This is a genomic window from Natrinema soli (assembly GCF_028618695.1).
In genome coordinates this window covers 1-9,914 of the sequence record NZ_JAQIVI010000082.1, presented here as the reverse complement: position 1 = coordinate 9,914, position 9,914 = coordinate 1, and the positions used below count along the sequence as shown (strand labels likewise).

General features: G+C 66.1%; 14 protein-coding genes and 2 pseudogenes. 10 read left to right on the top strand and 6 right to left on the bottom strand.

Going from position 1 to position 9,914, the window contains the following annotated elements:
* Both PGX04_RS05180 and PGX04_RS05175 read left to right on the top strand, forming a co-directional pair.
* Nucleotides 1-222 (top strand): annotated as a pseudogene (locus tag PGX04_RS05180) (hypothetical protein); the annotation flags it as partial.
* The gene (locus tag PGX04_RS05175; protein WP_273737526.1) at nt 223-531 is read left to right on the top strand and encodes a 2Fe-2S iron-sulfur cluster-binding protein; all 309 of its coding nucleotides are present in this window, start codon (nt 223-225) and stop codon (nt 529-531) included.
* A 192-nt stretch (nt 532-723) separates the two neighbouring features.
* On the opposite strand, the gene PGX04_RS05170 is transcribed toward PGX04_RS05175, so the two are convergent.
* Entirely contained in the window at nt 724-2,325 is a 1,602-nt protein-coding gene (locus tag PGX04_RS05170) for a GTPBP1 family GTP-binding protein (RefSeq protein ID WP_273737525.1), read from the bottom strand.
* Between the two features lie 131 nt (nt 2,326-2,456).
* On the opposite strand from PGX04_RS05170, the gene PGX04_RS05165 reads away from it, so the two are divergent.
* The 3 genes from PGX04_RS05165 to PGX04_RS05155 are packed head-to-tail and all read left to right on the top strand — an operon-like array spanning nt 2,457 to nt 3,047.
* Complete coding sequence (locus PGX04_RS05165) at nt 2,457-2,582, top strand: hypothetical protein (protein WP_273737524.1); 126 nt, start codon at nt 2,457-2,459, stop codon at nt 2,580-2,582.
* Nucleotides 2,579-2,758: a hypothetical protein gene (locus PGX04_RS05160; protein WP_273737523.1), complete on the top strand. Its 180-nt coding sequence runs from the start codon at nt 2,579-2,581 to the stop codon at nt 2,756-2,758. The genes PGX04_RS05165 and PGX04_RS05160 overlap by 4 nt, the downstream gene beginning before the upstream one ends.
* 31 nt (nt 2,759-2,789) lie before the next feature.
* Nucleotides 2,790-3,047: a hypothetical protein gene (locus PGX04_RS05155; protein WP_273737522.1), complete on the top strand. Its 258-nt coding sequence runs from the start codon at nt 2,790-2,792 to the stop codon at nt 3,045-3,047.
* A gap of 26 nt (nt 3,048-3,073) precedes the next feature.
* Here the strand turns inward: PGX04_RS05155 and pyrF are convergent, their stop codons facing one another.
* Nucleotides 3,074-3,877, bottom strand: coding sequence for an orotidine-5'-phosphate decarboxylase (gene pyrF, locus PGX04_RS05150; RefSeq protein ID WP_273737521.1), 804 nt, complete (start codon nt 3,875-3,877; stop codon nt 3,074-3,076).
* 178 nt (nt 3,878-4,055) lie between these two features.
* Between pyrF and PGX04_RS05145 the strand changes: the two genes are divergently transcribed.
* The gene (locus PGX04_RS05145) at nt 4,056-4,313 is read left to right on the top strand and encodes a hypothetical protein (RefSeq protein ID WP_273737520.1); all 258 of its coding nucleotides are present in this window, start codon (nt 4,056-4,058) and stop codon (nt 4,311-4,313) included.
* A gap of 44 nt (nt 4,314-4,357) precedes the next feature.
* Here the strand turns inward: PGX04_RS05145 and PGX04_RS05140 are convergent, their stop codons facing one another.
* The 4 genes from PGX04_RS05140 to PGX04_RS05125 all read right to left on the bottom strand — a co-directional run bounded on the left by PGX04_RS05140 (nt 4,358) and on the right by PGX04_RS05125 (nt 7,204).
* Entirely contained in the window at nt 4,358-4,777 is a 420-nt protein-coding gene (locus tag PGX04_RS05140) for a VOC family protein (protein WP_273737519.1), read from the bottom strand.
* A 126-nt stretch (nt 4,778-4,903) separates the two neighbouring features.
* On the bottom strand, nt 4,904-5,830 hold the full coding sequence (locus tag PGX04_RS05135) for a ring-cleaving dioxygenase (protein ID WP_273737518.1): 927 nt from the start codon (nt 5,828-5,830) through the stop codon (nt 4,904-4,906).
* 83 nt (nt 5,831-5,913) lie between these two features.
* The gene (locus PGX04_RS05130) at nt 5,914-6,195 is read right to left on the bottom strand and encodes a MarR family transcriptional regulator (RefSeq protein WP_273737517.1); all 282 of its coding nucleotides are present in this window, start codon (nt 6,193-6,195) and stop codon (nt 5,914-5,916) included.
* A gap of 211 nt (nt 6,196-6,406) precedes the next feature.
* On the bottom strand, nt 6,407-7,204 hold the full coding sequence (locus tag PGX04_RS05125) for a class I SAM-dependent methyltransferase (protein ID WP_273737516.1): 798 nt from the start codon (nt 7,202-7,204) through the stop codon (nt 6,407-6,409).
* Between the two features lie 116 nt (nt 7,205-7,320).
* On the opposite strand from PGX04_RS05125, the gene PGX04_RS05120 reads away from it, so the two are divergent.
* The 4 genes and pseudogenes from PGX04_RS05120 to PGX04_RS05105 form a co-directional block, all read left to right on the top strand.
* On the top strand, nt 7,321-7,689 hold the full coding sequence (locus tag PGX04_RS05120) for a methylglyoxal synthase (RefSeq protein WP_273737515.1): 369 nt from the start codon (nt 7,321-7,323) through the stop codon (nt 7,687-7,689).
* A 98-nt stretch (nt 7,690-7,787) separates the two neighbouring features.
* On the top strand, nt 7,788-8,282 hold the full coding sequence (locus PGX04_RS05115) for a cation:proton antiporter regulatory subunit (protein ID WP_273737514.1): 495 nt from the start codon (nt 7,788-7,790) through the stop codon (nt 8,280-8,282).
* A 33-nt stretch (nt 8,283-8,315) separates the two neighbouring features.
* Nucleotides 8,316-9,647: a cation:proton antiporter gene (locus PGX04_RS05110; RefSeq protein WP_273737513.1), complete on the top strand. Its 1,332-nt coding sequence runs from the start codon at nt 8,316-8,318 to the stop codon at nt 9,645-9,647.
* A 57-nt stretch (nt 9,648-9,704) separates the two neighbouring features.
* A pseudogene (locus PGX04_RS05105) lies at nt 9,705-9,914 on the top strand (HAD family hydrolase); the annotation flags it as partial.

Sequence of the window (9,914 nt, the reverse complement as noted above, 5' to 3'; positions counted from 1 at the left end):
GTAATCGACGCGATCGAGGACGCCGCCGACGAACTCGGCCAGAGCTTCGAGACGGTGCGCGATAACATCGCCTACATCATGGACTCGACGTTCGACGAGGAGGGCGTCAGCACGTCGTTCAACGAGAGCATCAGCGGTGCCAGCCTCGAGCACGACGAGGTCGGCACCGGCGACCCGCGTCTGGAAGCGCTGGAACTGTACAAGCTCCGCCAGCGGATATAGATGTACGAGATCACGTTCCACCTCGAGGATGGGACGGAGACCGTCACGGTCGGCCCGGACGAGTACGTCCTCGACGCGGCCGAGCGCGCCGGCCTCGAGCTGCCCCACTCCTGTCGAAACGGGATGTGTACCTCCTGTGCGGGCGAGTTGCTCGAGGGCGACCTCGACGGGCGCGAGGGGACGGGGCTCACCCCCGAACAGGAGGACGACGGTTACGTACTGCTGTGCTGTTCGTACCCGCGATCGGACAGCGAGATCCGGGTCGGAGAGCGGGTGCAGGACGACCTGCTCGGGCTCGACGCTCTGTGATCCGGAAACGGCTCCGATTGTGGCCGCTTTTTCAGGAGTGTCCAGTATGATTGAGCGATTGAATTTCGGACGAGACGGCGTCTTCGCGCGGCGACGCCGCGCGAATGGGCTGCGAGGCTAGAGTTCTCGCAGACAGCGCGTACCACCGCAGTGGGTGACCGGGCCGGAGAAAGACGTCGTTTCCGAAACGAATCAGTCGGCGGGATGGACGTCGGTCACCGTCCCCACGCCCTTGCTGCGGCCCTCGCGGAAGACGAACTTCTGGCCCTCCTCGACGAGGTACGGGCGGAACTTGAACCGGACGGTGGTCTCGCCCGTATCGCCCGGCAGGAGCCGGCCGTTTTTGGGGTAGAAGGCCGCGGCCTCGCCGATCGTCTCGAGGTGGACGACCGGTTCGTACCCCTCGCCGATTCGGGTGGGGTGATTGAGCACCATGACTTCGGCCTCGAACTCCCGGACGGGTTCCGGATCGGTATCGCGGGGCAGGAGGACCATGCCGCGCTCGATCGCGCTCTCCGCGATTCCCTTGAGTGCGATGCCGACGATCCGGCCCGCCTGAGCCTTGTCGACCCGGTGGTAGTGCATCTCGATCGATCGAACCTCGACCTCCTGGAACCGACCGTCGGCCATCGGGCCGATCAGGAGTTCGTCGCCGGCCTCGACCTCACCGGCCATGACGGTGCCGGAGGCGACCGCGCCGACCCCCGTGACCGAGTAGCTTCGGTCGACGTACATCCGGAACTCGCCGGTGTCCTGGGACGTCTTCGGGAGCCGATCGAACAGTTCGTCCAGCGTCTCGAGGCCGTCCATCGTGATCGCGCTGGTTTCGACGATCGGAACGACGCGCTCGCTGACTTCCTCGACGGCGGCGTCGACGCCGTGACGGATGACCCGCAGCGGCGATTTGTCGACCTCCCGGAGGAGTCGCTCGACCTCGCGTTCGACTTCCTCGATGCGCTCCTCGTCGACGGTGTCGGTCTTCGTGATCGCGACGATCGTCGGGAGGTCCGTGGCGAGCAGGACGCCGAGGTGTTCGCGGGTCGTCCGGGTCGGCCCGTCGTCGGCGGCCACGACCAGCAGGCCGTAGTCGAGTTTCTGCCCGACGAGGCCGCGGATCGTCGTCCGGAGCCACGGCTCGTGGCCGACGGTGTCGACGAAGGAGACGAGTCGATCGGCCTCCTGGACGACTTCCGCGCGGTCGGCCTTGCGGTTCGGATTCCGCACTCGAACGGGCCCGTCGTCGTCGAAGCCGTAGACGGCGTAGGAGAGATCGGCTGAGAGCCCGCGCTCGACCTCGTGGGGCTGCACGTCGAGGAACGCGCGCGTCGCACCGTCCCCGTCGTCGGGTTTGCCCGTTACGAGCGACCCCACCAGGGTGCTCTTTCCGTGGTCGACGTGGCCCGCCGTCCCGACGACGACGTGTTCGTCGTCCGTCTCGAGGACGCCGCCCTCCCGAACCTGAGCGACGCCGACGATGCCCTCGTTAATCCCCCAGGTCTGGACGTCTTCGATGTGTGCGTCGGCCTCCTCGGCCAGCAGGGAGAGGACGTCCATCGTCTCGGAGAAGGTGTCGGGATCGATCCCGGCGAGTCCGCCGTCGTCGGTGACGCCGACGACGTACGTCGCTTCGCCGTCGCCCGAAAGGAGTCGGTGTCGGAGTTGCGCGGCCAGACTCTCCCGCCGTCCACCCTCGAGGTGGACGTCTCGCGACAGTCGTTCCTTGAACTCGACGTTGCCACCGTCCTGTTCGCCACGGTCCAGGGCTCGCTCGAGGAGAGCCCGGTCACGGCTCATACCCCCTGGTAGCGGGGCACACGGCAAAAGCCTTCCCGTACATTGACAATATGTGTCATGGTATTACCGTTGAGTCGACGAAAACTACACCGGGAGGTACTCGAACGCCGCGGAAGCGGACGGAATGTCGTGTGGCCGCGCGGCTGGGGCCATCCATCGTTCGCGTTCGCGAGGGCGACCACAGTCCGGAGCCGACGGCCGGGCCGAACGTGCCGGGGCCGCTTTCAAGCCCCTCGAGTCCGTACCGCACGGTATGAGTGTGAGTGGCCTCTGTCAGATCTGTGAATCCCGTCCGGCCCAGGAACGGTGTTCCAACTGCGGGACGCTCGCGTGTGAGCTTCACTACGAGGACAGCATGGGGTTGTGTGCCGACTGCGCCTCGCAGGCACAGCCGGGTCCCGGGAACGACGACGTGGAGATCAACCAGTTCTGACCCGACCGACGAAACCGAGGATAGCAATCCCGTGACCTCGATACGCGACCTGCTCGGCGAGTCACTCGGCATCGGCGAGACGTATCGGCTCCGACTCGAGGAGCACGACGAAACCCTCGTCGCCGACCACCCGAACGACGCCAGTCCGATGGACATCGCCGTCGTCGAGGGGCTGAATCGCCTCGAGGAGCGGCCGCCGCCGGAGCCGGTCACGGTGGAAGTCGTCGCTCGAGTGATCGACGGTTGTATCGCGGGGCGGGTAGTCGACACCGATCCGGACCACCGGTAGAACGGCACCGAGAAGGCGACGGACCGCTACTCGTCTCGGTACCGATTGAGCCGCTTTTTGAGTCGCTTCGCGGCGTGCCCGCTCGCAGTAGCGAAATCTTCACCGTGATCCTCGCCAGCGAAAATGATTCCGCGCGAGGAGTTGACCAGTCCGACGCCGTCGGCCAGCCCGTACTCGATCGCCGCTTCGGCGTCGCCGCCCTGCGCCCCGATTCCGGGGACGAGGAAGGGGAGATCCGGAACCTGCTCGCGGAGGTCCTCGAGTTCGTCGGGCTGGGTCGCGCCGACGACGAGTCCGACGTTGTCGTTCTCGTTCCAGAGATCCGCCAGCGCGGCTACCCGTTCGTAGACTGACTCGCCGGTCTCGAGTTCGAGGTCCTGCAGATCCGCGCCGCCCGGGTTCGAGGTCCGACAGAGAACGAACACGCCGGCCTCCTCGTTCGCCAGGAACGGCTGTAGCGAATCGCGACCCATGTAGGGATTGACGGTGATGGCGTCGACGGTCTCGAGCAGCCGTGCGTACTGCCGTGTCGTGTTCCCGATATCGGCGCGCTTGGCGTCGAGCAGGACGGGCACGCCCTTCCCGTGGGCGTAGGCTATGGTCTCCTCGAGAGCGCGCCAGCCGTCGGGGTCCTCGTAGAAGGCCGCGTTCGGCTTGAAGACCGCGGCGTGCTCGTGGGTCGCGTCGATGATGCGCCGGTTGAACGCCCACCTGGGGAGGTCGCGTTCGTGCAGGTGATCGGGTAGGCGCGACTGGTCGGGGTCGAGCCCGACCGAGATGACGCTGTCGACCGTTCGAATGCGGTCGTGCAAGCGATCGAAGAAGTTCATGCCGGGAGTGGTCACGCGATAGTCGAAAAGGTTGCTATCCGCCGGCCATCGGCCGGTGGCGGATCGTACCCGGTACCGAGACGCCTCGTCGAGCGACCCGTGGCGTGCTACGGTACACCGAGGCGCTCCAAATACTTTAGACATCAGCTACTTGATTCCTATAACAGTTGCCCACTGTATGGGAATACGACAGAACGCGACGTCGTTCTCGCAGCGACTTCGCGAACGAGTCCGATCGACGCTGACGAACGAGACGGAGACAGTGGCCGACGAGAGCGATCGCGGGGGCGGGGACAGCGTCTCGAGCAGGTTCGGCAATCTCTTCCACTGCTCGCGGTGTGGCGACGTCTACATCGCGACCGAGAAACGCGTCTGCTCGGGCTGTGACGAGGAGGTCGAACAGGTCAGTTCGACGCTGGCCTGTAACGGACGGTGACGGCCCCGGACTCCGCTCTCACTCGGATTCGCGATTCGTTTTCGTCACGTCTCGAGCACTTCGATCAGGTTCCCCTCGGGATCTCGCAGAAACATGATCGTCGTCCCGCTCTCGGTCGTCCGTGGCTCGCTGAGCGTCGGAACGTCCTCGGGAAGGGCTTCGGCGAAGGACTCGAGGTCGTCGACCGAGAGGCCGACGTGTGACGCGCCCGGCTGATTGAGCCCCGCCGTCGGGGACCCCCTCGCTTCGGGCTCGTACTCGACGAGTTCGATCCGGGCTCCGTCCGCCTCGAGGTGTGCGAACTCCGCGCTCGCACCCTCGACGCCGACGGCGTCGGAGAACGCCTCGCCGCCGACGCTGAATCGGTCGGCGACCCGGAGCTCGAGCACGTCACGGTAGAACGCGAGCGTCTCCTCGAGGTCGGCGACGGTGATCCCGACGTGGTGTGCGCTGAGCGCTGTCATTGTAGTTGATCCTACGAGCGCGCCCGAAAAACGCTTCCGTCTGCCCCGTTCGCCTGCCGCCGACAGAAAGACTGTCGACCGACGGCGAGACCGTCGATCGCGGCGAACGGCGTTCGTTCGATGCCGCTACTCCGTCGACAGTTCCGGCAGTCCGGCTTCGATCTCCTCCCGGCGGTCTTCCAGCCACTCGGGGAGAACGAGGCGTTCGCCGAGTTCCTCGAGATCCTCGTCGACGGTGTACCCCGGTTCCTTCGTGGCGAACTCGAAGAGGACGCCGCCGTGTTCGCGGGCGTAGACCGATTCGAACCACTTGCGGTCGATGATCTCGGTCGGCCGGAGCCCCTGCCCCTGGAGCACGTCGCGCCACTCGGGCTGGTCGTCTCTCGTCGTTCGAAACGCCACGTGGTGGACGGTACCGGCACCGGGCTGTCCGCGCGGTGCCTGTGGCTCCTCGCAGATGTCGACGACGTATCCCAGCTCGCCGTCGCTCTCGAATCGCCGACGGCTGCCGGCTTCGTCGGTTTCGCTGTATCCCATCGTCCGCAGGAGTTCCGCGGTCGGGTCGGCCGTCGCCAGCGACAGCGTCACGCCGAAGAAGCCCCGAATCGCGTGCTCGTCGGGAACCGGTCCCTCGGGCGGATCGCCGGCGGGCGCGTCGGATCGGGTGACGAGTTCGAACGGAAGGCCGTCGGGATCCCGGAACGAAACGACGGTGTCGCCGAAGCGCGCTTCCGTCTCGGTGTCGACGCCGGCGTCCGCCAGCCGATCGGTCCAGAACTCGAGCGACCCGTCCGGGATCAGGAACGCGACCGCGCTGGCCTGTCCGGTACCGACTCGCCCGGGACGGGCGTCGGTGTACGGGAAGAACGTCATGCTCGTCCCGGGGCTCCCGCCGCGGTCACCGTAGAACAGGTGATAGACCGAGACGTCGTCCTGATTCACGCTTCGCTTCACCAGACGGAGCCCGAGCGTCTCGGTGTAGAACTCGAGGTTGCGACGGGGGTCGCTCCCGATGGCAGTTACGTGGTGGATGCCGGGAATGTCGTCGGGCATACGCAGACGTACGCGAGGCAGTATCAATAAACCCGGGACCGAACGGGGCGGACGCCGAGGCCCTCCTCGGGCCGTCACGAACGCTATTCTCGAGCGTCCGCCTTCGCAAACCGATCGTCATTGAGAGAATACACGTGCTGTCTGGCGTCCGCGAACGAAATCTGCGAGTCGACGAGGTCGTGTTCCTCGAGTTGCTGTAACGCGTAGCGGACCGTTCGAGCGGGGAGCATCGTCTCCTCGGCGAGTCGAGACTGGGTGAGACTTCCCTCGTGTGCGAGGACCGTCAGCACGAGTTTGGCGCTCGGCGGGGTCTCGTCGACGGCGTCCGGGGCAGTTTTCGCGGTGAGAACGATTTGGTCACTCATTTATCGTCCCTCTCGCCGCGAACCGTCTTCAATGATGCCATGCAACGTCTCGCTCTTGTATACCCGTCGCTATCGACTCCGGTCGAAACCGTCCTCCTGTCGACGACGGAGACGCCGGCGATGCCGTGGCTCGTCTCCTCATACGGTCTGCTGTAAGGACCCCCGTGCGCGTCTCGCCGCTCGCCGGCGGCGAGCGATCGCGCTGCCGGCGTTACTCGATCACGGCTCGCACCTGAAGGTACTCGACGCGGATCGCGTTGTCCCCGAACCAGTCCTCGAGCGCGGCGACCGCGTCCCGGCGGAGCGCAGCTCGCGCGTCGTCGTCGTCCATTTGCCGGAGGACGGGCGAGAGCGGGCCGGACTCCTCGGCGAACTCCCGCCAGAAGTGACTCGGGGTGGCGTACCGGAACTCGAGCAGTCGGCGCTGGAACGAGCAGTCGGTGACGTCGGCGAACTGGTCGCGGACGAAATCCGGCTCGCCCCACTGCAGGTGCGACCACGGATCGCTCGGCGGTTCGGCGACGTGGTCGGTCAGGACCGCCGTGAGGTCCCCGACGACGCCGTTGGGCGACCACGCGGTGAAACAGACCCGGCCGCCGGGTTTCGTCACGCGACGGAGTTCCGCGCCGGCGCGGGCCGAGTCCGGCGCGAAGACGTGACCGAAGTTCGAGAGGACCACGTCGAACGCGTCGTCCGGAACGGGGAGCGTCTCGGCGTCGCCGGTGACCCAGTCGATATCGGCTTCGGCGAGCGAGGCGTTGTCACGAGCCAGCTCGAGCATTCCGTGAGCGATATCGAGGCCGACGACGTTCGCGCCCGCTCGACGGGCCGTCAACGCGGCGTTGCCGGTTCCGCAGCCGACGTCGAGGACGCGGTTGCCCGGATCGATCCCCGCGGTGTTGACCAGTCGCGCGATGGCGGGCAGCATGTTCGGTGCCATCGCGGGATACCGACCGGCCGACCAGACGTGTCTCGCCGATCGATCGCCGGGCTCGGTGGGGTCGTCCATAGTCGGTGGTCGGTCGCCAGCGCCAAAAGTCGATAGCCGCCTCGAGTCCGGTCGGGGGAGTGAGCGAACCGTCCCCGCGAGCGAGCGTTTATTTTCCGCGGGGTTGACGGGCCGGTATGACTCGCGTCGCGCTGATCGCCCACGACGAGAAGAAGCCGGATCTCATCGAGTTCGCTCGAGCGCACGAGGAACAACTGCGGCAGTACGACCTGATCGCGACCGGGACCACGGGACAGCGGCTCATAGACGAGACCGATCTCGAGATCGAACGCAAAGAATCGGGACCGCTCGGCGGGGACCTGATGATCGGTGCGGAGGTCGCGGAGGAGAAACTCGACGGGATCGTCTTCCTCCGGGATCCGCTGCGAGCCCAGCCCCACGAGCCCGATATCTCGGCGCTGCTACGGATTTGTGACGTTCGCGACACGGCGCTCGCGACGAACCTCGCCTCCGCGGAGTTCCTCATCGAGGGGTTGGCCGAGTAGCCGTCGTGGTGAGCGTCGAGAGATCACCGCGGATTGGTACCGGCGTCGCGGTTCCGCGAGGACACCCTATTTAATAGATTGGCTTCGAATATATTCGTATGACAGTCTACGAGAGCGACCTCCCCGGCGTGGGGAAGAAATTCGAGGTCGAACTCGAGAACGGGGAGCGACTCGTCATCGTGACGCACAACACGGGGAAACGGGAGGTGTACCTGAAACCGGATGCGGATGCCGACAGCGACAAACTGTTCGAGGCCTCGGACCGACTCGCCCGGAAGATCGGCACGATCCTGGAGGGGGCGTACTTCCAGCCGGTGCAGGCCGAACAGGTGGAGACGATGCTCTCCGACGACACCTACCTCGAGTGGTACGGCGTCGCCGAGGAGGCCGAAGTCGCCGGCCAGAGCCTCGCCGAGTCGAACATCCGCGAGCGGACGGGCGTCTCGATCGTCGCCATCCAGCGCGGTGAGACGTTGATCTCGCCGCCGACGCCGGAGACAGTCCTCGAGATCGGCGATACCCTGGTCGTCATCGGCGACCGCGAGGACTGCGCCCAGTTCGAGGAACTGCTCGGAGCAGGGTTCGAGGAGTGAACGGGACGAGTACCGCCGCGGAGGTGAGCGCTAGTGGCGACTGAAACGGCGCTCGTCGACGTGGGAATCCTCTTTACCGCGGTCGCGTTCGCCGGTATCTGCTCGAGTCGAGTCGATCAGTCGGTGATCCCGTTCTATATCATCATCGGGATGGTGCTGGGATCGAACGTGCTGGGTGAACTCCCCGCGCTCGTCGGGAGCGATGTCGGCGTCGGCGGCGTCACTGTCACCGTTCCCGAGGTGACGATCGGCGGGATGGACCTCTTGGCAGCGCTGGGCGGACTCGCGCTCGGCGAGACTGACTTCATCGTCGTCGGCGCCGAGATCGGGATCGTCCTCCTGTTATTCTTCCTCGGTCTCGAGTTCAACCTGGATCGACTGCTCGCGAGCAGGGATCGGATCGGCAGGGCGGGAACCGTCGATCTGGTCGTCAACTTCGGCATCGGATTGGGCTTTGGCTATCTCGTCTACGGGAGCTTCCTCGCGGCCGTTCTCACCGCCGGGATCGTCTACATCTCCTCGAGCGCGATCATCACGAAGTCGCTGATCGACCTCGGCTGGATCGCCAACGACGAGGCCGAACCGCTGCTCGGGACGCTCGTCTACGAGGACCTCTTCATCGCCGTCTACCTGGCGATCGCGTCCGCGCTGGTGCTGGGCGGCGGCGATGTCGGGGCGGCCGCGGGCCAGATCGGGATCGCGATCGGCGTCATCGTCGCCCTGCTCGCGCTCGTCACCGTCGGGACCGGCTTCTTCCAGCGCTTTCTGGACGCCGACACCAACGAGTTCGTCGTCGTCCGGGCGCTCGGCGTCACGATCCTCGTCGCCGGCATCGCGCTCGCGCTGGGCGTCAGCGAGGCCGTCGCCGCGTTCTTCGTCGGCATGGCCTTCTCCTCGACCGATCACGTCCACGACCTCGAGCGACTGCTCGAACCGCTCCGAGACGCCTTCGCGGCGATCTTCTTCTTCTGGATCGGCCTCGTCACCGATCCGGGACTGTTCACGCTCTCGATCCTCGGGATGATCGCGGCCGCCGTCGTCGTGACGACGCCGACGAAGATCGTCAGCGGCTATCTCGGCGGCCGGATCTACGGTCTCGACGACCGTCGCTCGCTCCGAGTGGGCTTCGGGATGGCCACCCGCGGCGAGTTCTCCCTGATCATCGCGAGCCTCGCGCTCTCGGGTGCCGGGAGCGGCATCGCGACGGAGACGGCACGGACGATCTACGCCTTCACCGTCGGCTACGTCCTCATCATGAGCATCCTCGGCACGTCGCTCATGCAGTACTCGGGCCGGATCGAACCCGTCGTGGTCTCGCTACTCGAGCGGCGGCGCTCCGGCTCGGCCCGGTCGGGACGGGAGTGAGTCGATCGCCGTCTCAGAAGGGATAGCTTCAACCCGCTCGAGTCCCCTCTCACTCCTATGCCACAGGCGGTCGTCTTCGATCTCGATTACACGCTCGCCGTTCCCCGGCGGGATCGAGCGGCGATTCTCGAGGATGCCACGACCGCAACCGGTGCGCCGTCGCTCACTCGCGACGCGTATCTCGCGGCCCACCGCCGGAACCTCACCACCGAGACGCGCGAGCCCATCTTCGCCGACCTGCTCGCGGACAGCGAGAGCGACGCCGAC

Coding starts and splice junctions, on each gene's coding strand:
- PGX04_RS05175 (WP_273737526.1), top strand. CDS start 223: ATGTACGAGATCACGTTCCACCTCGAGGATGGGACGGAGACCGTCACG.
- PGX04_RS05170 (WP_273737525.1), bottom strand. CDS start 2,325: ATGAGCCGTGACCGGGCTCTCCTCGAGCGAGCCCTGGACCGTGGCGAA.
- PGX04_RS05160 (WP_273737523.1), top strand. CDS start 2,579: ATGAGTGTGAGTGGCCTCTGTCAGATCTGTGAATCCCGTCCGGCCCAG.
- pyrF (WP_273737521.1), bottom strand. CDS start 3,877: ATGAACTTCTTCGATCGCTTGCACGACCGCATTCGAACGGTCGACAGC.
- PGX04_RS05145 (WP_273737520.1), top strand. CDS start 4,056: ATGGGAATACGACAGAACGCGACGTCGTTCTCGCAGCGACTTCGCGAA.
- PGX04_RS05140 (WP_273737519.1), bottom strand. CDS start 4,777: ATGACAGCGCTCAGCGCACACCACGTCGGGATCACCGTCGCCGACCTC.
- PGX04_RS05135 (WP_273737518.1), bottom strand. CDS start 5,830: ATGCCCGACGACATTCCCGGCATCCACCACGTAACTGCCATCGGGAGC.
- PGX04_RS05130 (WP_273737517.1), bottom strand. CDS start 6,195: ATGAGTGACCAAATCGTTCTCACCGCGAAAACTGCCCCGGACGCCGTC.
- PGX04_RS05125 (WP_273737516.1), bottom strand. CDS start 7,204: ATGGACGACCCCACCGAGCCCGGCGATCGATCGGCGAGACACGTCTGG.
- PGX04_RS05120 (WP_273737515.1), top strand. CDS start 7,321: ATGACTCGCGTCGCGCTGATCGCCCACGACGAGAAGAAGCCGGATCTC.
- PGX04_RS05115 (WP_273737514.1), top strand. CDS start 7,788: ATGACAGTCTACGAGAGCGACCTCCCCGGCGTGGGGAAGAAATTCGAG.